Annotated in this window: 25 protein-coding genes; 20 read left to right on the top strand and 5 right to left on the bottom strand. The window is 73.9% G+C overall.

Annotation, left to right across the window (positions count from 1 at the left end):
- Positions 1–63 precede the first annotated feature (63 nt).
- Positions 64–918, bottom strand: coding sequence for a pentapeptide repeat-containing protein (locus ABII15_RS29940; protein WP_353945374.1), 855 nt, complete (start codon positions 916–918; stop codon positions 64–66).
- Positions 919–1,021: 103 nt separating this feature from the next.
- Between ABII15_RS29940 and ABII15_RS29935 the strand changes: the two genes are divergently transcribed.
- The 9 genes from ABII15_RS29935 to ABII15_RS29895 all read left to right on the top strand — a co-directional run bounded on the left by ABII15_RS29935 (position 1,022) and on the right by ABII15_RS29895 (position 10,424).
- Positions 1,022–1,831, top strand: coding sequence for an alpha/beta hydrolase (locus ABII15_RS29935; RefSeq protein WP_353945373.1), 810 nt, complete (start codon positions 1,022–1,024; stop codon positions 1,829–1,831).
- Positions 1,832–2,034: 203 nt separating this feature from the next.
- Entirely contained in the window at positions 2,035–2,430 is a 396-nt protein-coding gene (locus tag ABII15_RS29930) for a hypothetical protein (RefSeq protein ID WP_353945372.1), read from the top strand.
- Positions 2,431–2,528: 98 nt separating this feature from the next.
- Entirely contained in the window at positions 2,529–4,757 is a 2,229-nt protein-coding gene (locus ABII15_RS29925; RefSeq protein ID WP_353945371.1) for a hypothetical protein, read from the top strand.
- A gap of 66 nt (positions 4,758–4,823) precedes the next feature.
- The gene (locus ABII15_RS29920) at positions 4,824–6,026 is read left to right on the top strand and encodes a hypothetical protein (protein ID WP_353945370.1); all 1,203 of its coding nucleotides are present in this window, start codon (positions 4,824–4,826) and stop codon (positions 6,024–6,026) included.
- Entirely contained in the window at positions 6,023–7,168 is a 1,146-nt protein-coding gene (locus tag ABII15_RS29915; protein WP_353945369.1) for a serine/threonine protein phosphatase, read from the top strand. Before ABII15_RS29920 ends, ABII15_RS29915 begins: the two co-directional genes overlap by 4 nt.
- Positions 7,165–8,283, top strand: coding sequence for a lipopolysaccharide kinase InaA family protein (locus ABII15_RS29910; protein WP_353945368.1), 1,119 nt, complete (start codon positions 7,165–7,167; stop codon positions 8,281–8,283). Before ABII15_RS29915 ends, ABII15_RS29910 begins: the two co-directional genes overlap by 4 nt.
- Positions 8,284–8,297: 14 nt before the next feature.
- Entirely contained in the window at positions 8,298–9,008 is a 711-nt protein-coding gene (locus ABII15_RS29905; RefSeq protein ID WP_353945367.1) for a vWA domain-containing protein, read from the top strand.
- Positions 9,005–9,433: a hypothetical protein gene (locus ABII15_RS29900; RefSeq protein ID WP_353945366.1), complete on the top strand. Its 429-nt coding sequence runs from the start codon at positions 9,005–9,007 to the stop codon at positions 9,431–9,433. Before ABII15_RS29905 ends, ABII15_RS29900 begins: the two co-directional genes overlap by 4 nt.
- A gap of 34 nt (positions 9,434–9,467) precedes the next feature.
- Positions 9,468–10,424: a zinc finger protein gene (locus ABII15_RS29895; protein WP_353945365.1), complete on the top strand. Its 957-nt coding sequence runs from the start codon at positions 9,468–9,470 to the stop codon at positions 10,422–10,424.
- A gap of 10 nt (positions 10,425–10,434) precedes the next feature.
- On the opposite strand, the gene msrB is transcribed toward ABII15_RS29895, so the two are convergent.
- The 4 genes from msrB to ABII15_RS29875 form a co-directional block, all read right to left on the bottom strand.
- Entirely contained in the window at positions 10,435–10,839 is a 405-nt protein-coding gene (msrB, locus tag ABII15_RS29890; RefSeq protein ID WP_353947246.1) for a peptide-methionine (R)-S-oxide reductase MsrB, read from the bottom strand.
- A gap of 5 nt (positions 10,840–10,844) precedes the next feature.
- Positions 10,845–12,248 carry a UDP-N-acetylmuramate--L-alanine ligase gene (murC, locus tag ABII15_RS29885; protein WP_353945364.1) on the bottom strand — a complete coding sequence of 468 codons (1,404 nt, stop codon included), beginning with the start codon at positions 12,246–12,248 and terminating at the stop codon, positions 10,845–10,847.
- A gap of 358 nt (positions 12,249–12,606) precedes the next feature.
- Complete coding sequence (locus ABII15_RS29880) at positions 12,607–13,080, bottom strand: indole-3-glycerol phosphate synthase (protein ID WP_353945363.1); 474 nt, start codon at positions 13,078–13,080, stop codon at positions 12,607–12,609.
- A gap of 142 nt (positions 13,081–13,222) precedes the next feature.
- Positions 13,223–14,017, bottom strand: coding sequence for a pyrimidine reductase family protein (locus tag ABII15_RS29875; protein ID WP_353945362.1), 795 nt, complete (start codon positions 14,015–14,017; stop codon positions 13,223–13,225).
- 112 nt (positions 14,018–14,129) lie between these two features.
- On the opposite strand from ABII15_RS29875, the gene zapE reads away from it, so the two are divergent.
- The 11 genes from zapE to ABII15_RS29820 all read left to right on the top strand — a co-directional run bounded on the left by zapE (position 14,130) and on the right by ABII15_RS29820 (position 23,192).
- Positions 14,130–15,161 carry a cell division protein ZapE gene (zapE, locus tag ABII15_RS29870; protein WP_353947245.1) on the top strand — a complete coding sequence of 344 codons (1,032 nt, stop codon included), beginning with the start codon at positions 14,130–14,132 and terminating at the stop codon, positions 15,159–15,161.
- Between the two features lie 168 nt (positions 15,162–15,329).
- Positions 15,330–16,748: an alkaline phosphatase PhoX gene (locus ABII15_RS29865; protein WP_353945361.1), complete on the top strand. Its 1,419-nt coding sequence runs from the start codon at positions 15,330–15,332 to the stop codon at positions 16,746–16,748.
- A 54-nt stretch (positions 16,749–16,802) separates the two neighbouring features.
- Complete coding sequence (locus ABII15_RS29860; protein ID WP_353945360.1) at positions 16,803–17,696, top strand: polyphosphate kinase 2 family protein; 894 nt, start codon at positions 16,803–16,805, stop codon at positions 17,694–17,696.
- Positions 17,697–17,764: 68 nt separating this feature from the next.
- A complete protein-coding gene (locus ABII15_RS29855; RefSeq protein WP_353945359.1) occupies positions 17,765–18,649 on the top strand; it encodes an ABC transporter substrate-binding protein in 885 nt (294 codons plus the stop codon).
- A gap of 71 nt (positions 18,650–18,720) precedes the next feature.
- Positions 18,721–18,984, top strand: coding sequence for a WhiB family transcriptional regulator (locus ABII15_RS29850; RefSeq protein ID WP_353945358.1), 264 nt, complete (start codon positions 18,721–18,723; stop codon positions 18,982–18,984).
- A gap of 60 nt (positions 18,985–19,044) precedes the next feature.
- Complete coding sequence (locus tag ABII15_RS29845; RefSeq protein ID WP_353945357.1) at positions 19,045–19,929, top strand: polysaccharide deacetylase family protein; 885 nt, start codon at positions 19,045–19,047, stop codon at positions 19,927–19,929.
- A gap of 23 nt (positions 19,930–19,952) precedes the next feature.
- A complete protein-coding gene (locus ABII15_RS29840; protein ID WP_353945356.1) occupies positions 19,953–20,117 on the top strand; it encodes a hypothetical protein in 165 nt (54 codons plus the stop codon).
- A gap of 51 nt (positions 20,118–20,168) precedes the next feature.
- Complete coding sequence (locus ABII15_RS29835; protein ID WP_353945355.1) at positions 20,169–20,915, top strand: peptidyl-tRNA hydrolase; 747 nt, start codon at positions 20,169–20,171, stop codon at positions 20,913–20,915.
- Between the two features lie 468 nt (positions 20,916–21,383).
- Positions 21,384–22,025, top strand: coding sequence for a TetR/AcrR family transcriptional regulator (locus ABII15_RS29830; RefSeq protein ID WP_353945354.1), 642 nt, complete (start codon positions 21,384–21,386; stop codon positions 22,023–22,025).
- 82 nt (positions 22,026–22,107) lie between these two features.
- Entirely contained in the window at positions 22,108–22,557 is a 450-nt protein-coding gene (locus ABII15_RS29825; RefSeq protein WP_353945353.1) for a hypothetical protein, read from the top strand.
- Positions 22,554–23,192, top strand: coding sequence for a TIGR03086 family metal-binding protein (locus ABII15_RS29820; protein WP_353945352.1), 639 nt, complete (start codon positions 22,554–22,556; stop codon positions 23,190–23,192). Before ABII15_RS29825 ends, ABII15_RS29820 begins: the two co-directional genes overlap by 4 nt.
- The last annotated feature ends 10 nt before the right edge of the window (positions 23,193–23,202 follow it).

Below are 23,202 nucleotides of genomic sequence, written 5' to 3'. Positions count from 1 at the left end.
CATCGCGTGAACGAGGAGTGAATCGGACCCTGATGGGGAACGCGCGCCCGGCCGCAGCCCTCCCTACCGCTCGCCCCAGTGCCCGGGGCGGTCCAGGTCGCGCGGGATGTGCGTGGCCGCGTCGCCGCGCGCCGCGTTCAGCTGGGCCTGGGTGAGGAAGAGCGCGCCGCGCAGGTCGGCGCCCTCGATCCGGGCGTCGCGCAGGTCGGCGCCGATCAGGTCCGCCGCGCGCAGATCGGCGCCGGTCAGGTCGGCGGCGACGAGGAGGGCGCCGCGCAGATTGGCGCCGCGCAGGTCCGCACTGCGGAGGCGGGCGCCCATCAGGTCGGCGCCGCGGTGGTTCTTCTTGCGGCCCGGAACGGTGGCGCGCTCCAGCTCGCTCGCCTTCAGCAGCACGGTGTTGACGTCGGCGCGGATCGCGGGGACGTCGGCGGCGAGGATTTCGTCGGCGTCCGCGCGCGTGAGGTGCTCGATTCCGGTACGGGCCCGGCGTGCTTCCCCGTGCACGGGGGCGGCGCGCGGCATGTCCAGTACGTCGGTCAAGTACCGCAGCAGCTCCTGAAGTTGACGCATGACGGGAAAGACCTCGTACATGGTCCGTGCCGTCTTCGGCCGCTCGCGCCAGCTGACGCCCCCGAAGGTGACCTGGGAGACCTTCTGTCCGGCGCCGAAGCAGTCGAAGACGGTGCAGCCCCGGTAGCCCTCGTCGCGCAGCCGCGCGTGGATGCCGCAGCGGAAGTCCTCCTGGAGGTTGTGGCAGGGCGTGCCCGCGTTCTTGTTCGCCGCGAAGTCCTGGGACTTGGCGAAGGGCAGCGCCACGCAGCACAGGCCGAAGCAGTTGCCGCAGTCGGCGCGCAGGGCGGCGCGGTCGGAGGAGGGCTCGGAGGGGGGCTCGGGAGCGGAGCCGGAGGAGGTCACGCCCCCATTGTCACCGATCGGCGGTGTACGCCCCCTTGTGGGCGGCCCGGGCGCGCGCAACCGTGGACGCGACCGGCACCGCCCCAGACCTCCAGGAGTCGACGTGGCCTCCTCCCGCTCGCCGCGGCATCCGCCGTCGGCATCGGCGTTCCGCCTCCCCCACGAGCTGCACGGCGACGGGCCGCACAAGGTGATCGTGGTGCACGGCTGGTTCGCCGACCGGTCCGCGTTCGCGCCGATCGTGCCCGACCTCGACCGCGAGACGTTCCAGTACGCGCTCGTGGACCTGCGGGGCTACGGCGAGGCGAAGGACGTGCCGGGCGCCTGCACGACGGCCGAGGGCGCCGCGGACGTCCTGGACCTCGCGGACCGGCTCGGCTGGCGGCGGTTCTCGCTGATCGGGCACTCGATGGGCGCCAGTGTGGCGCAGCGCGTGGTGGCGGCGGCCGAGGAGCGAGTGCGCCGACTCGTGGGCGTCTCGCCGGTCCCCGCGTCGGGCCTGCCGCTGCCGCCCGAGCAGTGGGAGCTGTTCTCGGCCGCGGACACCAGGCCGGAGAACCGGCGCGCGATCCTCGACGTCACCACGGGCGGCGTCCGCCCGGCCGCCTGGCTGGACCGCATGGTGCGCCGCTCGCTGGAGCGCAGCGACGCCAAGGCGTTCCGGAGCTGGCTCGACTCGTGGACCGGCGACGACTTCCACACGGGCGTCGAGGGCTCGACGGTGCCGGCGCTCGCGGTGACGGGCCAGCTCGACCCGGCGCTGTCGGCGGGCCTGATGCGGGCGACGTGGCTGCGCTGGTTCGTCCGCGGCGAGCTGGTCGACCTGCCGGTGTGCGGGCACTACGCGATGGACGAGGCGCCGCTCGCGCTGATCCGGGTCGCGGAGGACTTCCTGCGGGCGGACCCGGCGTGACGGCACGGCCGTAGTCCGGGGCGCGGTCGGACTTCGCCGGCGGAAATCACGTCACTTCCGGTAAAGCCGGGTTGACGCCCGGTCGCCTTCGGGCGAACTCGGGCAAGATGCGAGAGTCCCGATTTCCCGCCACCCGTGCGTCCTACATTGGCCGCTCGGTTCACGCACGTTGGTGGACCGTGGGGTGAAATCGGGGGAACGGGATGGATCCGGTAACGGCTGTCGCCGCCGCGAGCGTCGCGCTCGTGGCCAAGGGAGCACTGGAGAGCGCCGCCCAGGAGGCCGGGCGCGCGGGCTGGGCCGGGGGCGCCCGGCTGCTGGAGCGCCTCCGCGCGCGGTTCCGCGGCGACCGCGCCGCCGAGGCCGCGCTCGACGAGGTCACGCGGGCGCCCGACGACGAGGGCGCCCGGCAGAACCTGGAGCGCGTGCTCGCCGCGCACATGCTGCTCGACCGCGCCTTCGAGGCGGAGCTGCGCCGCACCGTGGCCGAGGCGGTGGCCGCCCGGGGCGAGGGGCCGCAGGTCAGCGCCGGGCTCATCAAGAACGCCACGGTGTTCAACGAGAAGGTCGAGATCCAGGGCGACTGGAACATCTCCTAGCCTCCGCTCACCGTCCGCACCACGACCGTCCGCCGTCGGCGCGCCCTTGACGCGCGCCGGCCGCCGGACCGGTGCCCCGCACGGAAGACCGAGATCCTATGGACGAGGAAGCAGCATCCGAGCCCCGCCCGGCCGCCGGCTCCACGGGCGCCGAGTCCGCCCCGGCGGACTCCGCCCCGGCCGCGGCGGAGGCACCGAAGGCCGAGCCCCGGCCCTTCGACGAGGAGCGGGACGGGCCCGTCAGCGAGCAGGACGCGCTGCGGTCGCTCGCCGCGGGCGTCGGGCCCGACGCGGCGGAGCGCTCCGAGGCGCGGCGGGCCTCCGCCATCGCCGACCTGATCGCCGCCCGCCTCGGCGACGACGCGTCGGGGACCCGGATCGGCACGCTCGCCCTGTTCAACGACTCCGTCAGCTTCGGCGGCGGCCTCCACACCGGCGGCGGGCGCGGGCCGGGCGCGGCCCGGGGAACCGGCGCGACCGTGGCGCTCGACGCCGTCGAACTCGCCGACCACACCGAGCTGTTCGTGCAGCCCGAGGGGTACGACACCGCGCTGGGCGAGCTGTGCGGGCAGGCGCTGCTCGTGCTGACCGGGCCGCCCGGCAGCGGGCGCGCGGCCACCGCCGTCAATCTGCTGTCCGAGGCCATGGCGCTCGGCGGCGCCCAGGACGGCGGCTGCCACCGGCTGCTCGATCCTGCGGTCCTGACCGAGCCCGGCTGGGAGCCGCCCGCGAAGGACTCCGGCTATCTCGCCGAGGTCGACGAGGGGCCGTCGGGGGCCGAGCCGTTCGGGGTGCGGCGGCTGACGTCGCTCGCCGCCGCGCTGCGGGCGGCCGGCTGCCGGCTCGTCCTGACCGGCGGCCACGACCTGGCGCTCGCCGCCACCGGGGAGGCCGGCACGGAGCCGTACGCCCGGTACGCGCTCGCCCCGCTCGACCCGCTCGTGGTGCTGGAGCGGCGGGTGCTCGGCCACGGGCCCGAGCCCGAGGCGCGGACCCGGCTGCGCGCGCTCCTGGACTCCTGCGACGCCACCCGTGCGCTGCGCGAGCAGCCCGCGGCCCGGCACGCGGTGCGGCTGGCGTCCGTGATCACCGCCGACGGCGACCTGGCCGCGACGGTCGCGGCGCTGCGCGATCCGAGCGACCAGGTCAGGGCCTGGTTCCAGCAGCACAGGTCGCCCGCCGCGGTGGCCTTCGCACTCGCCGCCGCCGTGCTGGAGGGCAGCGGCTATCTGACGGTCGCCGAGGCGGCGGTGAAGCTCCACGACGCGCTGACCCCGCCCGAACCGGTCCCGCCCGACCTGCGGTTCGCCGACCGGCTCGGCCACGAGCAGCAGTGGGTCGGCGTCGAGTCCGCGGACGGGGGCGCGCCCCGGGTGCGGTTCCGCAGCCCGCTGCTCGGCCAGGCGGTCCTGGTGCACGCGTGGAGCACCCTGGACGGGCGCCGGGACGCCGTCCTGGACTGGCTGCGTCGACTGCTCGGCCACCGTGACCTGGAGGTGCGGGCCCGCGCCTCGGTCGCCGCCGGAGTGCTGTCCTGGGCCGACCACCACTACGCGGTGCACCGGTTCCTCACCGCCTGGGCGGGCAGCACGTCCTGGCCGCAGCGGCAGGGCGCGGCGACCGCGCTCGGTGTGGCGGGCAGCCGTCCCGCGTCCGCGGACGCCGTCTGGGAGCTGCTGGACACCTGGGCGCGCGGCGGCAGTTCGGCGTACGAGCGGCGGCTCGCGGGGACCGCGGCGAACGCCGTGGGCACCCTCCTCGGCCGCGCCGCGCCGGACCGCGCCGTCGGTGTGCTGCGCGCGGCGCTCGACCGGGGCGACGACTGGGGGACGCTGCCGTACGTGGCCTGGGGCGGCGTCCACCTGCTGCACCAGGGACAGGCGTCCGCGCTCCTGGACGCGCATCTGGAGTGGTCCGCGCCGCAGGACCACTCCCCCATGGTCAACAAGTCGCTCTCCGCGTTCGTCTTCGCGGTGTCCCGGCCGTACGAGCGTCCGGCCGGGGCAACGGAGACCGTCAGGGGGGTGCCGGGCGTGCCCGTCCTGCTCAGCCGGTTCCGCGCGCACCGTGCGCAGTTGACCGAGTTGTGGGCGCGTGCGCTGGCCCGCAGCCCGGTGCAGGACGCGGCGCTGCCCGCCCTGCGGGAGTGGATCGACACGTTCGCGCCGCTGTGCCCCGGCGCGCTCGACGACATCGCGGAGCTGCTGCGCGGTGTGGCCCGCAGACCGGGCAAGCACCGCGAGCGGCTGCGCTGGTGGCTGGAGAAATGGGCGGCGGACCGCGACCGGCCGTCGCCGGGCTCGGCCCAGCTGCGCCGCCGCATCTGATCCCCGTACGGACACACCCCGCCGGCGGGCGGGCGACACGAGAGAGAGCGAGGTGGCAGACAGACCATGCAGGAACAGACCTACGACCCCGTCCTGGAGGTCACTGAGCTGTCCAAGTGGCGTCTGACGAGTCCGCTGCGCCCGCCCGATCCGGGCCGGGCCCTGGTCCTGGTCCGGGACAGCGGCCCGTCGCTGACCGTCCGCAGCGGCGAGGAGATCCCCTCGGCGCGGTACGGCTCCTACCGTTCGGTGCACACCGTGGACCTCGGCGAGCACCGGCTCGTCCTGGACATCCCGCTGCTCAGCCGGGACCCCACCTTCTCCTTCCGCAGCCGTGTCGACCTGATCTGCGCGGTCGTCGACCCGGCGAAGATCGTGGCGCGCGGCATCCGGGACATGAGCGGGGCGCTGTACGGGTTCGTGCGCACGACGCTGCGCGAGGTGGCCCGCGACTACGACATCGCCGAGTTCCACCAGGCGGAGCGGGCGCTGAACAGCGCGGTGGCGTCGTTCGCCGGGGACGACGCCGTGCGACTGCGCGCGGTCCACGTCGAGTTGCTGGTCGACGAGGACGAGATCGTCACCAGCGGGCGGGAGTTCAGGGACGTCGAGCGCGAGACGCGGCTCTCGCGGATGCGGCGCACCCGGCACGTCGAGATGATGCGCGAGGAGGGCGTCGACGGCCTGATCGCGGAGATCATGGAGAAGGAGGGGCCGCGCGCCGCGCTCGCCTGGATCGAGAAGAGCGACGCGGAGCAGCGCGAGGTCAAGCGCGAGGTCATGCGGATGGTCCTGGAGCGCGGCGACGCCGACCGGGAGCCGTTCGAGCAGACCGAGCTGGAGCGCGCCGTCCTGGAGGAGGTGCTGCGCGGCGGCGGGGACGGCCTGTTCTCGACGGCGCCCCGGCGCGGCCGGCTGACCGGCTCGCTCTCCCGCGCCCTGGAACCCGGCGCGGCGGAGCCCGGGGCCCCGGACGGCGAACCCGCGGCGTCCCCGGCCGGCGAGACGCTCCGGGGCGAGGTGCTGCGGGAGGAGCCCCGGCCGCGCCCCACCGGCCGCTGGTCGGGTCCCCGTGCCGCGCCGGACGCGCCGCCGGAGGACGAACCGCTGCCGCCGCGCGACAGCGCCCCGCCGCCGCGCCGCGCCGAGCCGTCCCAGGGCGCGTCGTCCTCCGGGCACCGGGCCGCCGAACCGGCGGGGCCGAAGGTGAGCCGGGTGCGCGGCACCGCCAAACGCCGGACCACCGATCCCGGCAGGGAGCCGCGATGAACAAGCCACCCACACCGCTGCCGACCTCCTGGAGCGCGACGGCGCGGCCCCTCCCGCCCCCGGCCGAACCGGCCGTCGCCGCCGCGCCGGACCGCCCGCCGGTGCCGCAGCTCTACTGGGGCAGCGGCCACGGCCCGATCCAGGCGGTGTCCGTGTGGACCGAGCGGGTCCCGGGGCGCGGCGAGGACGCCGAGCCGTTCGTCTGCCACCACTGGGAGTCGACGCAGGGCCTGATCGCCGTCTTCGACGGGTCGGGCGGCGCGGGCGCGGCGCCCGCCTGGCAGACGCCGGACGGTACCGCCCGCACCGGTGCCTGGGTCGGCGCGCGGGCGGCACGGCTCGCCACCGACTGCTGGTTCCACGACGTCGTACGGGGCAGCCAGGACTCCGACGAGGACTCGCTGCACGCGTATGTGAAGTACTTCCTGGAGCAGGCGCCGAAGCGGCAGAGCAAGATCAGCGGAACCATGCGGCGCCAGCTGCCCACCACGCTGGCCGCACTGCACTACCAGGTCGACAAGGGCGAGAAGGAGATCGAGGTGCGCCCGCTGTGGACGGGCGACTCCCGGGCCTATGCGCTGCTGCCGGGCAGCGGGCTGCACGTGCTCACCCGCGACCACACCCGGGAGAGCGACGCGCTGGAACTCCTGCGCAGCGACCCGCCGATGACGAATCTCGTCTGCGCCGACCGGGAGTTCGAGGTCGCCACGCGGCTGCTGACACTGCCCCTGCCGTGTGTGCTCGTCACGGCCACGGACGGCTTCTTCGGCTACGTCCACACCCCCGGCGACTTCGAGCACCTGCTGCTGCGCACGCTGGAGCAGGCGCGCGACGCGCTCGACTGGTCGGACCTGCTGCGCCGCGAGGTGCAGGCGTACACGGCCGACGACGCCTCGCTCGCGCTGCTGGCCCTCGGCCACCAGGACTTCGCCGACCTGAAGGCCGATTTCGCGCCCCGGCTGCGGCAGTTGACCGATCAGCTGACGGTGGGCAGGCCGTCCGCCCTGACCGGCGCGTCCGGCCACGGCGGCGACCCGCGGGAGACCGCGGCCGGGATCAAGGCGTGGCAGGAACAGACCTGGCAGGCGTACCGCCCCGACTACGAGAGGCATCTGCCGCCCGCGCCCGAGGAGTCCGTATGAAACAAGGAGAGGTGATCGCGGGCTACCGCATCACCACGGCGCCCACCAACGCGGGCGGCGGCAAGTGCATCTGGGCCTTCGCGGAGAAGGCCGGGACGGCGTACTTCGTCAAGCGGTTCCTGGAGCCGAAGCGGCCCAAGGACGACGCCCGGGACACGCCGAGCCTGCGGATCCGGCGGCAGCTGGCCCTGGAGTTCGAGGAGCGGCACCGCACGATCATGACGCGGCTGCGCCCGGACGCCCGGGGCGGCGGCAATCTCGTGCTCGCCACCGACTTCTTCCACGAGGGGAGCACGTACTACAAGGTCACCGAGCGCATCGACACCTCCAGCCTGGAGAAGCCGCAGGCGCTGGAGCCGCGCCAGAAGATGGTGCTGCTCAAAACGCTCGGGACCAGTCTGAAGCAGCTGCACGACATCGACGTGGTGCACGGCGACCTCAAGCCGCTGAACGTGCTGGTGCAGAAGCGGGACGACGCCGCGTTCCACACCGCGAAGCTGATCGACTTCGACGACAGCTACGTCGCCGGGAAGCCGCCCGCGCCCGCGGACATCTCCGGCGACTCGCTGTACGGGGCCCCGGAGTGGCGCCGCTATCTGCGGGAGGACGGCTCGGCCGCGGCCGGGGATCTGACCTGCGCAGTCGACGTGTACGCGCTCGGCCTGATGACGCACCTGTACCTGACCGGTGAACTGCCGCGCCACGACGCGCGGTTCGGCTCCCCGGCCGACGCGGTCAACGGCGGCGCCCCGCTGCGCCTCGACCCGCGCCTGTCCGACGAGATCCAGGGGCTGCTGCGGGCCATGACGCAGGGCGACCCGAAGCGGCGCCCCGGCATGGCGACGTATCTCAAGGCTCTGTCGGACCCGGACGTCTGCGCGCTGCGGCACCGCCGCCCCGGCACCGTGGCCCCGGAGCGGGACCCGGCCGCCGGCACGGAATCACCGACGCGGACCAGCCGGATCCGCGCCAACTTCAGGCCCCGGCCGGGCGGACCGGCGCCCGCGGCCGACCCCGCACCGGAGCCGGCCGCCCCGCCCGCACCCCGCTCTCCCCGCTCGTCCCGGGTCCGCATCAACCTCGGCGACCGGGGCCGGGACCGCAACGCACCGTGAACCAGGAGCCGTCCATGAACGCCAGCAACGACCAGTACCAGGGCAATCTGCAGTACGCCGTCGACATCGTGTTCTGCATCGACGCGACCGGGAGCATGTACCCGGTCCTCGACACCGTGAAGGCGAGCGCGCTGCAGTTCCACGACCGGCTGAACGACGTCATGGCGAAGAAGGGCAAGGCGATCAGCCAGCTGCGGCTGAAGACCATCGCCTTCCGCGACTTCGGTGACGACCCGGGCTCGGCGATCGAGCAGACCGAGTTCCTGCGCCTGCCGGAGCAGGCGGCGGACTTCGAGCGGTTCGTGCGGAGCATCGACGCGGGCGGCGGCGGTGACATCCCGGAGTCGGGCCTCGAAGCGCTCGCCCTCGCCATCAACTCCCGCTGGGAGACGGGCCTGGACCGCAGGCGGCACGTCATCGTGATGTTCACGGACGCGCCCGCGCACCCGCTGGGCACGGTCGGCGCGTCCGCGCAGGCGTACCCGGCGCACATCCCGCGCAGCATCGACGCCCTCTTCGAGCAGTGGGGCTACGCCCGCAGCCAGACCGCCGTCATGGAGCAGTCGGCCAAGCGGCTCGTGCTGTTCGCCCCGGACCAGGATCCGTGGAAGGACCCGATCTCCGAGGAGTGGGACCTCACCCTGCACTTCGAGTCCAAGGCGGGCGAGGGACTGGAGGAGTTCGAGATGGACGAGATCATCGAGACGATCGCGAACAGCCTGTGAAACGGGAGCTGCGCTGGCCCGGCTGTCATGTCACCCTCGACGCGGAGTGCCTGGAGTGCGCCTGGGAGGGAATCTCGTTCGCCCAGTTCCGGATCGCGCAGTGCGCCGAGGCCTCGCTGCGGCTCCGGTCGCCGGACGGCGAGGGCCAGTTGGTGTTCCGGTTCCGGACGGCGCGCTCGGAGACGGCGGACCTGGTCGTCGTACGGCTCACGGTTCCCGCCTCCGGGGTGCCGGGGGCGCGGGATCTCGTCGCGGAGCTGCACCACGACCACGGGGTGCCCGACCGGCCCGCCGACGAGGACGAGACGGTACCGCTGGAGCAGGTTCCGAACGAGCCGGACGAGTGCCTGCTCGCGCCCGTGGGCCCGGCGTCCGCCGAGTTCTTCGCCCATGTCATGGACCGGGTCGGCAACGATCCGCATTGAGGCCCGGTGGCCGGGCCAGGGAGGCTGATCAGGGGTGGCGGCAACGGAGAACTGGCGCTGCGGGGACTGCGACACCTTCAACGTCCCCGCGGAGAGGGTCTGCGCGATCTGCGGCGGCACCCGGCGCGGACCGGGCCCCGCCGCCGCCCCGCCCCGCCACGGCGCCCCGCGGCCGGCGGCGAAGCGGCCCGCGCCGGCCCGGCCGGCCGCGGACTGGCGCTGCACGAAGTGCGACACGAACAACACCAGGGACGACACGACCTGCCTGGTCTGCGGCGCGGGCTGGAAGACGGCGGCGAAACCGGCCGTGCGGAAGAAGGGCCCGGCCAAGCGGGCCACCAAGAGACCGCCGCCGAAGAAGACCACCCCAGCCGCCGCCCCTGCCGCCACTCCCGCTCCCGCTCCCGCTCCCGCGAGCACCCCGCGCCGCGAGAGCCTGTTCCACCCGCCCCCTGTGGCCACCGGCTACGTCCCCACGGCCCCGATCCCGACGCCGACCCCGCCCCCTGCCCCGGCGCCCGCCCCGCGTCCCTGGACACCGCCCCCGCCGAGGCGGAGGCCGGGCGGCTGCGGGGGCTGTCTGATCGCGCTCGTCGTCGGGGGCGCTCTGCTGTTCGGGGCGCAGGCCTACCTGAAGTCGCAGGACTCGGGCACCGGCGGCACGGACGGCTCCGGCACCGCGGCGGCCTGCCCGACGCGCATCGCCGACGAGCTGCCCTCGGGCGGCGGGGCCGAGCTGGTCGAGGCGTACCGCACGGAGAACAAGCAGATCACCCTGTGCCGCACGACGGCCGGGGAGCTGTACTACTACGGCGAGTTCAGCGACCACCGCGAGGCGGGCATCGCCATGCGGGCGACGACGACGAGCGACGGCTACGAGGCGTCCAACGACCCGTACCGCTACGTCATCCACGGGGATCTGGTGACGATCTACAAGTCGGACGCGCAGATCGGCGAGGAGACGGTGACCCCCGAGCCGTCTCCCCAGTGACCGGGTCCGGCTACTCGGCCGGCTCCAGCTTCAGCGAGATCGAGTTGATGCAGTAGCGCTGGTCCGTGGGCGTCGGATACCCCTCACCCTCGAACACGTGCCCGAGGTGGGATCCGCAGCGGGAGCAGCGCACCTCGGTCCGCACCATGCCGTGCGACCGGTCCTCGATCAGCTCCACGGCCGCCGAGTCCTTGGGGTCGTAGAAGCTCGGCCAGCCGCAGTGCGACTCGAACTTCTCGGTGGACGTGAACAGCTCCGCGCCGCACGCGCGGCAGGAGTACACGCCCTTGGTCTTCGTGTCGGTGTACTCACCGGTGAAGGCGGGCTCGGTGCCGGCCTGGCGCAGTACCGCGTACTCCGCCGGGTTCAGCTCCGCGCGCCACTCCTCGTCCGGCTTCTCGACGTCGTACGCCATGTCGCTCATCCCTTCAGACGGTCCAGGATCCGCGGGCCGAGGTCGGTGACATCGCCCGCGCCCATGGTGAGAACAAGATCCCCCGGCTTGGCCATTCCCGCGATCGCGGCGACGGCGGCGTCCCGGTCCTCAGCGGCCTGTACGTCGGCGCCCGCGGCCCGGGCCGCGTCGATGATCAGGACGCTGGTGACGCCCGGGATCGGGTCCTCGCGGGCCGGGTAGATGTCGAGGACCACCGAGGCGTCGGCGAGGGCGAGGGCGTCGCCCATCTCCTTGCCGAGCTCCTGGGTGCGGGAGAACAGGTGCGGCTGGAAGAGGACGAGCAGCCGGGCGTCGCCGGCGGCCGAGCGCATCGCCGCCAGGTCGGCCGTCATCTCGGTGGGGTGGTGGGCGTAGGAGTCGATGACCTGCACGCCGTTCACCTCGCCCTTGAGCTGGAGGCGGCGCTTGACGCCCGTGTAGGACTTCAGCGCGCCGGCCAGGTTGCGGGACGGGATGCCCATGGCGACGCCCGCCGCGAGCGCCGCGACCGCGTTGTGCGCGTAGTGGCTGCCGGGGACCGAGACGGTGAAGGTGAGCAGCTTGCCGTCGAGGAGAACCGTCACCTCGCTGGTCAGACCGCGCGGGGTGATCTTGTGGATCCGGATGTCCGCCGACTCCGACTCGCCGTACGTGACCACGTTCAGGGACGTGGTGTCGCGGATGCGGCGGGTCAGCTCCGCGGCGCCCGCCTGGTCGGCGGCGATCACCAGCGTGCCGCCGGGGACGATCTTCGTGGTGAACGTCTCGAAGGACTCGTAGATCTCGTCCATCGACGCGTAGTTGGCGTGGTGGTCGAGTTCCACGTTGAGGATGATCGCGACTTCCGGCCGGTACTTGTGGAAGCTGCGGTCCGATTCGTCGGCCTCGGCCACGAAGATGTCGCCCTCGCCGTGCAGCGCGTTCGAGCCGGGAACGTCGAGGTCGCCGCCGATCGCGTACGAGGGGTTCAGGCCGAGCGAGGTCAGCGACACGGCGAGCATCGACGTGGTGGTCGTCTTGCCGTGGGTGCCCGCGACGGCGATCGGGCGCAGGCCGTCCATGAGGGAGGCCAGGGCGTCGGAGCGGTGCACGACCGGGATGCCGAGCTCCCGGGCGCGGGCCAGCTCGGGGTTGTCCTCGCGGATCGCGGAGGAGACCACGACGGAGGTGGTGTCGGGGGACACGTGCGCGGCGTCGTGCCCGATGCGCACGGTGGCGCCGAGCTCGCGCAGGGCCTCGGCCGTGGCGGACTCGCGCGCGTCGCTGCCCGCCACGCGCGCGCCGCGCTGGGCGAGGATCTTGGCGATGCCCGACATTCCGGCGCCGCCGATGCCGATGAAGTGCGGTCGCTCCATGGCGGCGCTGGAATGCGGAAGGCCGGGTGCCATGCGTGTTACTCCCCTGAGGTTTCCGGTGCGTCGTGGTCCGGGGCGCGGACGGCCGCGGACCGGGCCCAGCCTATTGCCTCCGGCCCGGCCGCCCCGCACCCCCGCACGGCCCGCGCCAGGTCGTGTCCGCAAAGTCCCTCCGTCCGCCCGGAGGGCGGGCCTCGCGGCGTCTGGTGCGTGCTCTCAGGGGGTCCCCCCGGCCGGAGGCTGGGGGAGTGCCGGGTGCGAGGCCTCGTACTGGACGTACTCGGCCTTGTGCCCGGTGCGGCGAATGGGGTCTCCCCTGCTCGAGCGAAGTTCGAGAGCTTGGGGAAGCGTGCCAGGCGTCGCGAGGCAGGAGGGACTTTGCGGACACGACCTAGGCCTTGCTGTGCGAGAACAGCTTCAGGACCGGCACGCCGACCTTGTGGCGGGCCTGCGAGGCCCAGTCGCGGTGGAAGAACTCCTCGACGTAGTGCGGGTCGGTGAGCACGATGACCTCGTCCGCCTTCACCTCGTCGACCAGCGCCTTGAGCGCGTTCAGCGGGTGGTCCTCGATGAGCTTGCCCTCGGCGGCGCTGCCCGCCTGGTGCAGGGCGGTCAGGGAGACCTGGAGCGCCTGCTCGGCGGGGCCCTTGGCCTCGTCCCCCTCGGGGACCTCGCCCTCGCGGGCCGCGTCGTCCAGCTCGCCCAGCGCCACGTCGTCGATGGCGCGCAGCAGCCGGTCGGCCTGGTCGCCACGGGGCTGGAGCAGCACGTGGAAGGCGACATCCTCGTCACCGTGCAAGGTGGTGACAAACTCCACGTCGGCAGACGTCAGGGCCTTCTCGATCATCAATACGCTCGTGAACACGACGGGCGCCCTTCTTCTCCTACCGTGGGCCGTCCTTCGACGGGTCCCTGCGGAACTGCGGAAACCATCCTGCCCCGTGGCCGCACGGGGTCTGCGAGTTTTAGTGTGCCCAGCGAAGACTAAACGGAACAGATCATTCCGTTCAGTGTCGCCTCCGACCGTATCGGGTGAAGAGAAAACCGTCCTCCTCCAGGAGAGACACCAGCTCGAAACGTTCCGGCACCCGCAACGCCGATCCGCCGGCGATGCGCTGGGCATCGCCGGCGGTGAGCATCGGCGACACCGTGAGGCACAGCTCGTCGAGTACCCCGCCCGCGACGAATTGACCGAGCATCCTCGGCCCGCCCTCCGTGAGCAGCCGCCGGTGCCCGCGCTCGGCCAGGGCCGCGACCGCGCGGTGCGGATCCACCGCACTGTCGTCGCCCGCGAGCAGCACCTCGGCGCCGGAGCGGCGGGCGGCCTCGATCCGCTCGGCCGGGGCGCCCGAGCCGGTGATCACGTAGGTGGGCACCAGGGGCTCGGTGAACAGCGGAAGGGTGAAGTCCAGGTCCAGGCCGCCGCTGATCACCGCGATCGACGGGGCGACGCCCTGCCCGGCCGCGGCGCGGCGGGCGGCGAACGCCTCGCGCGCGCGGGCGGGCCGGTATCCCTCCTGGCGGACGGTCTGGGCGCCGACCACCACCACGTCGGCGAGGCCGCGCAGGGTGCCGAAGATCCGCATGTCGGTGTCGTTCGAGATCGGCTGGGAGCGGCCGTCGTGCTGGGCGGCGCCGTCGAGCGTGGAGACCATGTTGGCGCGCAGCCACGGCTCCCCGGCGGCCCGCGGCGGATAGGCGTAGGCGTCGGCGAGCGCGTCGAGGCTCCACTCACCGTCGCGGGGCTCCTCCCGGCCCAGGTGATCTGCTGTTTCGTACGTCACAGGGAACAGGCGTCGCATGACGTGCAGTGTGGCACGGCCATTAAGCTGATGAGCTGTGTCGTCCTCCACCCAGTCGTCCTCCGCCCACGGCGCGTCCGCCGATGGATCCGCCCCCGCCGTCCCGCAGTCGCTGTGCGCCCGCGAGCCGCACGTCCCCGCGGAGCGCCTGGTCGCGGAGATGGTGCCGCCGCCCCGCTTCGCGTCGGCCCGCTTCGACACCTACATCCCGGACCCGAACCAGCCGAGCCAGACCCAGGCCGTCGAGGTCCTGAGCTCCTTCGCCGCCGGGCTCGGCGGCGCGCACCCCTCCGGCTCCGGCAAGCGCAAGTGGTTCGCCAAGAAGCCGGCCGCCCCCACCGGTCCGCGCGGCGTCTACCTCGACGGCGGCTACGGCGTCGGCAAGACCCACCTCCTCGCCTCCCTCTGGCACGCGACGCCCGCCGAGCCCGCGCTCAAGGCGTTCGGCACCTTCGTCGAGCTGACGAACCTGGTCGGCGCCCTCGGCTTCCAGCAGACGGTGAAGACGCTCGGCGGGCACCGCCTGCTGTGCATCGACGAGTTCGAGCTCGACGACCCCGGTGACACCGTGCTCGTCTCCACCCTGCTCGGCCGCCTCGTGGAGTCGGGCGTCGCGCTCGCCGCCACCTCCAACACGCTGCCCGGCAAGCTGGGCGAGGGCCGGTTCGCCGCCGCGGACTTCCTGCGCGAGATCCAGGGCCTGTCCGCGCACTTCCGGCCGTTGCGCATCGACGGCGAGGACTACCGCCACCGGGGCCTGCCCGAGGCCCCGCCGCCGTTCTCGGACGAGCAGGTCACCAAGGCCGCGTACGCCACCGAGGGCGCCTCGCTCGACGCCTTCCCGCGGCTCCTCGACCACCTCGCGCGCGTGCACCCCAGCCGCTACGGCGCGCTGACGGACGATCTGACGGCGGTCTGCCTGACCGACGTGTCCGCCGTGCCCGACCAGTCCACGGCCCTGCGCCTGGTGGTCCTGGCCGACCGGCTCTACGACCGGGAGATCCCGGTGCTCGCGGCCGGCGAGCCGTTCGACCGGCTCTTCAGCGAGGAGATGCTGAACGGCGGCTACCGCAAGAAGTACTTCCGCGCGATATCCCGGCTCACCGCGCTGGCCCGGGACGCCAAGGGGCTGGTCGCCGCCTGAGGGGGGGGCTTGTCCTCCGGGTGCGGGCCGGTGGCCTCTTCTCGCGCAGTTCCCCGCGCCCCTGAAGGCATGCGCTCCGCGCGCAACGCGCGTGGTTCCCGGGGCGGGACGTGCGTGGTAGACACAGCCGGGTCACAGGTTCCTGTCCGCCAGCAGGAGGTTGCACCCATGTCACGCACCACCGACGCGCGCACCACTGATGCACGACGGTCCACTGATGCACGACAGTCCGCGACACGACGTCAGATCCTCGCCCGCACCGGCGCCCTGGGGGTGGGGATCGCCTTCGCCGGGGAGCTGTCCGAGCTGTTCACCGGCTCGGCCGCGGCCCAGGGGCGCGCCGGATACGGCCCCCTGATCGAGGACCCGGCCGGGCTGCTCGACCTCCCGAAGGGGTTCCGCTACAAGGTCCTCTCCCGCGAGGGCGACGACCTCCGCTCGCACGAGGGCAAGGTGCCCAGCAATCACGACGGCATGGCCGCCTTCGCGGGCGGACAGGGCCGTGTGCACCTCGTGCGCAACCACGAGAACAGGGTCACCGGCCGGATCCCGGTCCCCCTCGTCGACGGCATTACCTACGACCCGGCGGCCAAGGGCGGCTGTACGGCGCTCACGCTCGACCGGCACAACGACGTCCTCGGCGAGCGGGTCGCCATCGCGGGCACCGCCGTCAACTGCGCGGGCGGGCCCACCCCGTGGGGCACCTGGCTGACCTGCGAGGAGACCGAGGACCGGGCCGGCACCAACGGCTATACCAAGGATCACGGCTTCATCTTCGAGGTCGACCCCGTCGACCCGCGCCGCTCGGGCGCCGTACCGCTGACCGCGATGGGCCGCTTCCAGCACGAGGCGATCGCCGTCGACCCACGGCGCGGTGTCGTGTACGAGACGGAGGACGCGTTCGACAAGCCGTTCGGCCTCTTCTACCGCTTCCTGCCGGACAAGCCCCGGGGCGGCCTCGGCTCCCTGCGCGCGGGCGGCACGCTCCAGGCGATGCGGGTGCCGGGCGTGCCCGACCTGTCGGCGGTCCAGGAGACGGGGGCCACCTTCGGCGGCATCGAGTGGGTCGACGTACCCGATCCGCTGGCGGCCACCACCGCGATCCGCAACCAGGACTTCGGGCCGAAGGGCATCACCCACGCCCAGAAACTGGAGGGCTGCTACTGGGGCGGGAGCTGCGTGTACTTCGTGTCGTCGTACGCGCGCAGCCGCGAGGGCTCGGCCGCCGACCACTTCGGCCAGATCTGGCGTTACGACCCGTCGTCCCGCCGCCTGACGCTGGTCGTCGTCTTCGGGCCCGACACCGATGTGCGGCTGCCGGGCGAGGAGCCGGACAACATCTGTCTGGCGCCCAGCGGCGGGCTGATGGTGTGCGAGGACGGCGAGGGCGCACAGCACGTCTTCGGCGTGACCCGCAAGGGCGAGGTGTACGCGATGGCACGCGGACGGCAGAACATCGGGACCGCCGAGGAACCGGCGTGGGGCGAGTTCGCGGGCGTCACCTTCTCGCCCCGCGGCGACACGATGTACGTGAACGTGTACACGCCCGGCACGACGTTCGCGGTGACCGGCCCCTGGCACGAGTAGCGCGGGCGCCGGGACCGACGCAGGATCGTAGGACCTGACCGGAAGGGGCGCGCGGTGGCGAAGGGCAAGAAGAAGCAGGGCGGCGAGGGCGGTGCGAAGAAGGCCGCGCCCGCGCTGAGCGAGCTGCTGCGCGTCCCCGGGGGCGAGCGCGTCGACCTGTCGGCCCACGACCCGGCCGCGACCCCGGCCGGCCCGAAGGACAAGGCGTCGGGGGTCGCGGCGAGCGCGGAGCTCGGGGTGCGCCTGGCCGGGCTCCAGGAGCGGCTGTGGGCCGCGGGCTCGGCAGGCGACCGGCGGCGGGTCCTGCTGATCCTCCAGGGCATGGACACCAGCGGCAAGGGCGGCACGGTGAAGCACGTCATCGGCCAGTTCAACCCGTCGGGCTGCCGCATCAAGGGGTTCAAGGCCCCCACGCCGGAGGAGCTGAACCACCCCTTCCTGTGGCGCGTCGTCAAGGCGCTGCCGGAGCCGGGCGAGATCGGCATCTTCGACCGGTCCCAGTACGAGGACGTGCTGGTCGCCCGGGTGCGGGAGCTGGTGCCGCGTGCCTCGCTCGGGCGCAGGTACGGGCAGATCAACCGGTTCGAGAAGACCCTCGCCGAGGACGGCGTGACCGTCGTCAAGTGCTTCCTGCACATCTCGTACGAGCAGCAGAAGCGCCGGCTGCTCGAACGGCTCGACAACCCGGACAAGTACTGGAAGTTCAGCCCCGGCGACATCGAGGACAGGGCGCTGTGGCCCGCGTACCAGGAGGCGTACGAGATCGCGCTGGAGCGGTGCTCGACGGACGCGGCGCCCTGGTTCGTGATCCCGGCGGACCGCAAGTGGTATCGCAACTGGGCCGTCAGCAAGCTGCTTCTGGAGCATCTGGAGGCGCTCGACCCGCAGTACCCGAAGGCGGAGTTCGACGTGGCGGAGTGCCGGCGGCGGCTGCTCGCGATGGACTGAGCGCACCGGGCGGTCCGGGAGAGCCGGTGACGGACATGTCCGCCGTGCCCCGTGGGCAGGGTGGATTTATGACTCAACCTTCCGCACAGTCATGGGAGTTCACGGACGACCGGGGGCATCTGGCCGCCTCGCTCGACACACCGGCGCGGGTCGTCGCCTACATCCAGGCCGGGGCGAGCCTGTGGGACCTCGGGACCCGGCCCGTGGGCATCTTCGGTTCGTACCACGACGGGGACAGCCCCGACCGAGCCAAGTCCGGCTCGCTGCCGCTCGACGAGGTGCCGTACCTGGGGGCCGGGGCCGGGCTCGGCCTCGACGACGTGCTCGCGGTGCGGCCGGACCTGGTGGTCGCGCTCACCTACGGGGGCGGGCAGGTCTACGGGATCGAGCCCGACACGGCGAAGCATCTGGAGGAGCACGTCCCGGTCGTCGTGATCGACGTGGGACAGGGGCGGACGCTGGCCGGCGTGCGGGAACGATTCGCCGGACTCGGCCGGTCGCTCGGCACCGCGGAGAGCCCGGACGCGCTGGCCGGACTGACCCGGGCGGAGTCGGCCCTGGCGGAGCTGACGGCGTCCGCGCGCGGGGCGGCCAGAGTGCTGGCGCTGTCGCCCGGCGGCCCGGACAGCGTCCATCTCGCCCGGCCCGGCAAGTGGCCCGACCTGAGCGCCCTGACGGGTCTCGGGGTGCGCACCGTCGAGCCGCCCGAGGGCCCCGGGGCCAACTGGCACACCGGCACCTGGGCGGACGCGGCCGAACTCGCCCCGGACGTCGTCCTGTTGGACGCCCGCGCGAACGCGGCGCCGGCCGCGCAGTACGCCGGTGACGCCCACTGGGCGGCCGTGGCCGAGCGGGCCGTGGTGCTGCCGTGGAACCCGGAGACCCCGGCCAGCGCCGCCGCGCACGCCGCGTTCTTCGCGGGGCTCACCAGGGCGTTGCGCGGGGACGCCTGAGACAGGTTTCCACTCCTGGGGTTCCGGGCACCCGCGCGGCAGTTCCTCCGATGCCGTTGAGGGAGACGGAAATGGAGTGGTTGAACCGGGCCGCGTGCGTGCACGAGGACCCCGAGTTGTTCTTCCCGGTCGGTACGGCCGGGCCCGCCGTGCAGGACGCCGAGGCCGCGAAGGAGGTCTGCCGCCGGTGCCCCGTCGTCACCGAATGCCTCGACTGGGCCGTGGCCACGGAGCAGACGAGCGGCGTGTGGGGCGGCACGTCGGAGCGTGAGCGGGCCCGGCTGATCAGAGCCGCGCGCCGGATGCGCGGCGGGCGGACGGTCCTGGCCCGCTGACCGGGTGAGCAGACTCGAACGGTAACCGAATAATCCGATTTACCCAGTTATCGTCGCGGCGTGATCAGCTATCGCTCTCTCCGCCGCACCGTTCTGTCGTGCGCCATCGGCGCCCTCGCGCTCGGGGCCGCCGCCTGCTCCGGCGGTTCCGGGCACGCACCGCCGGGACAGGCGGGGCGGCCCGCCGCGAGCCCGTCGGCCCCGGCGAAGCCGACCGCGCCACCGCGGCTGGCCCCGGGCCCGTCGGGCCTCACCCCCGTCTTCAAGAGCGCCCAGCGGGGCGCCCGGGACGCGGCGGAGCGGACCGTCGCGCTCACCTTCGACGCCGACATGACCGCCGATCAGGGCCCGCGCGCCGCCGCGGGCGAGCACTTCGACAACCCGCGCCTCATCGCGACGCTGCGCCGTCTGAAGGTCCCGGCGACCGTCTTCATGACCGGCCGCTGGGCCGAGGAGTACCCGGCGCAGGCCAGGGACATCGGCGGCGACCGGCTCTTCGAGGTCGCGAACCACTCGTACAGCCACTACGCGTTCACCGGCGACTGCTACGGCCTGCCGACCGTGCCGGCGGCGGGGATGCGGGCGGACGTGGAGCGGGCGTTCACCGCTTTCCGCAGGGCCGGGGTGCGGCACGTGGTGCCGTACTTCCGCTTCCCGGGCGGCTGTTACGACAAGAGCGCGCTGCGGGCCCTCACTCCGACCGGGGTCACGGCGATCCAGTGGGACGTGGTCAGCGGCGACGCGTTCGCGACGGACGCCGGCGCGGTGACGCGGCAGGTGCTCGACGGGGTGCGGCCGGGCTCGGTGGTCGTCATGCACTGCACGCGCAGCGCGGCGCCGACGACGGAGCGCGTGGTGCGGGACGTGGTGCCGGCGCTGCGGGCGAAGGGCTACCGGTTCGTGCGGGTGTCGGAGCTGGTGGGGAGCGCGGCCCGGAAGCGGTGAGGCGCCGCCGTACGCTGGCCGGCATGACCGACACCAGCACCCCCGCCGCCGGAGCCGCTCCCGAGGGGCCGTTCGCCGAGTGCGTCCTGTGCCGGGAACCCACGGAGCACCCGGAGTCCACGAAGGGCGCGACGCTGTGCCCGGTCTGCGCATGGCAGGAGGCGCAGCGCACCGCGTGCTCCGGCTAGCGCTCCGGCGGGCGGCGCGTGGGCGGGCGGCGGGCTGGCAGACTGGTGGGCGTGACCAGCGACGACACCGCCACCGACAGCCCCTTCCGGTCCGAGCCCACCGCGCGTGACGAGGCGCCGCAGTTCGTGCTGCCGCTCGTCGTGCGGATCGAGCGGGCCGCGCCGCCGGCCCGCACGGACGCGCTGGAGACGGCGGCCCGCGCCGTGCTGACGATCCTCTCGGACGAGCGCTCGCTCGGCGACGGGGAGTGGGCGCGGGCGATGCGGGACTGGCAGGACGCCCGGATCCGCAAGGTGGTGCGGCGGGCCAGGGGCGCCGAGTGGCGGCGCGCCGAGGCGCTGGAGGGCATCACGGTGACCGGCGCCGCCGGGACCGAGGTGCGGGTCTATCCGCCGGTCCCGCTCGACGGCTGGCCCAAGGACCTGGCCCGGCTCCAGGTCTCCGGGACGGATCTCGACGATCCCGAGCCGCCGGCCGCTCCCGGCGCGGCGGGTGTGACGCTCTGGCTCAACCCGGAGCTCGACATGACCGCGGGCAAGGCCATGGCGCAGGCCGGGCACGGCGCTCAGCTCGCCTGGTGGGAGCTGCCCGAGGCACGCCGCAAGGAGTGGCGCGAGGCGGGCTTCCCGCTGGCGGTGCGGGTGTGCGAGGACCGCGACCGCTGGGCGGCGCTGACCCGCGCCGGGCTGCCGGTGGTGCGCGACGCCGGGTTCACGGAGATCGCGCCGGGCTCGTGCACCGTCGTCGCCGAGGGCCCCCGCGACGGCAGTTGGTCGCCGGACCTCGGGCACGCGTAGCAGCACACGTGGCAGCACGCGCGACGGCTCGCGGTGAGCCGCGCGGAACCCGGGAAGCACAGCGGTCACAACCTGGCGGGCGACCGAACCGGACCCTGGCGGTCCGGCCCGCGGAGGCATAGCATCGGGTCAGCAGAGTCCGTGTCGGAGCGAGATTCGCACGACATGCGGACCAGCGGGTGGCGCCGGCCGGGGAGAGCCTCGGACCGCGCGCACCGCGCCCCCGAGACCCCGGGTCCTCACCGTCCGCCGTTCCCCGAGCGGCCGGGGGCGTTCACGCCGTCGTTCGGCCCCGGCCTCTCGTCCTTGTCGGCCCCTTCGGGGCGGTCTCCCGCCCGCCCCGGCCGGCGGGGACGGTGAGCACGCGAGCCGCGCAAGGGGAGGCGCTGGTTCCCGTGCCCGTGGGCCGCCGCCGATGCCGGCTCAGCCGCCGGCGGCGGCCGCTCCCCCGTACCGCATCATGACCTCATGAAGGAAGCAGTGGACGGCAGGGTCGCGCGCGGGAACGAGACCCGGCGGCTGGTGCTGCGCAGAACCGTCGATCTCGCCTCGGTGGAGGGCCTCGAGGCCCTCTCCCTGGGGCGCATCGCCACCGAGCTCGGGATCAGCAAGAGCGGGCTCTTCGCCCTGTTCGGCTCCAAGGAGGAGTTGCAGCTGGCGACGGTGCGGGCGGCCGCCCGCGTCTACGAGGAGAAGGTGGTGCGCCCGGCCCTGGAGGGTCCGGCGGGCACGGACCGGCTGTGGCGGCTGTGCGCGAACTGGCTGGCGTACTCGGCGGACCGGGTCTTCCCCGGGGGCTGCTTCTTCTACGGGACGCTGGCCGAGTACGACGCCCGGGAGGGCGCCGTCCACGACGCGCTGGCCCGCGCCCAGCGCGCGTGGGTGGAGCTGGTCGAGCGGTGCGCCGAGGAGGCCCGGGAGCTGGGCGAACTGCGGGCCGGTACGGATGTGCCGCAGCTCGCCTTCGAGGTGATCGCCCTGATGGAGACGGCCAACGCCCACTCGGTGCTGCACGGCGAGCCGGACGCCTACCGGCGGGCCCGCGCCGGAATCGCGGCGCGGATCGCCGCGGCCGTCACCGATCGGCGCCACGCGCCGCCGACCGCCTAGGAGTTGAGGCCCACCGCCCGCCCTCTGGGTTCTGTTCGGCAAACTCTCAGCACGATCGTTCGTTTAGTTTTATCGTCGGGGCATGACACCGTCCGCGCGCCTGTTGCGCGCCCCTTGGCAGCCGGGCCCCGCCTCCGCGGGGACGGCCGGTCCGGTCCTGGTCAGCGTCACCGAGTTCACCGCCGACAGCGGCCCGCGATCCGTCGGCGTCGCCGTCAACGGACTGCGGCTGCGGCGCAGTTGGCCCGCCACGGAAGGGGCGGTGGGCATATGGCTGTGGACCGATCCGGTGCGCCGCCGCTCGGGGTCGGTCTCCGCGTGGACCGACGTCCGGCACCTCACCGCCTTCGTCCGCCGCCCCGACCACGCGCGCACCGTGCGGGCGTTCCGCGGCCACGGCACGACGCGGGCCACCGCCTGGACCGTGCCGCACTGGGACGCCGCGGCCGTCTGGCGCGCGGCCCGCGAGATCCTCGTGGGCGCCGCGCCCTGGCCCGCACCTTCCTACGGCACCGGACGGAGCGCGCGATGACCGGTCCCGCACCGGCCGGCCTCGACCGTGCCGCCGTCGAGGAGTGCCTGCGCCTCGTGGACCTCGCCCCCGCCGACGCCTGGGACCGCGCCACCCCGTGCGCCGGCTGGACACTGCGGCGGCTCGTCGCACATCTGGCCGCCCAGCACCGCGGGTTCGCCGCGGCCGCGCGCGGCGACGGCGCGGATCCGGCGCACTGGCGGGAGCCGCCGCCCGGTGCCGATGTCGCGGCGGCACACCGGGAGGCCGCCCGTGACGTGATCGCGGCGTTCGCCGTACCGGGCGTCCTGGAGCGGGAGTTCACGCTTCCGGAGATTCCGCGTCCGGGCCCGGAGCCCGCCCGCGGCTGGCCCGGACGCGTCGCCGTCGGCTTCCATCTGCTGGACCACGTCGTCCACGCCTGGGACATCGCGGCGACGGTCGGCGCCCGGGTCGACCTGCCCGAGCCGGTGGTGACGGCCGCGCTCGACGTGGCCCTGCGGGTGCCGTCGGGACCGGGATCGCGCGGCCCCGGCGCCGCTTTCGCCCCGCCGGTCGCCCTGGACGGGCAGGTGACGGCGTTCAGCCGGATGCTGGCCGCGCTGGGCCGCGACCCGCGCGCCCACCCGGACGCGGAACCTCAAATGTTCCTCTGAACGTCTCCCC

The organism is Streptomyces sp. HUAS MG91 (assembly GCF_040529335.1).
Lineage (GTDB): Bacteria > Actinomycetota > Actinomycetes > Streptomycetales > Streptomycetaceae > Streptomyces > Streptomyces tabacisoli.
This window is presented reverse-complemented; position numbering and strand designations above follow the sequence as displayed.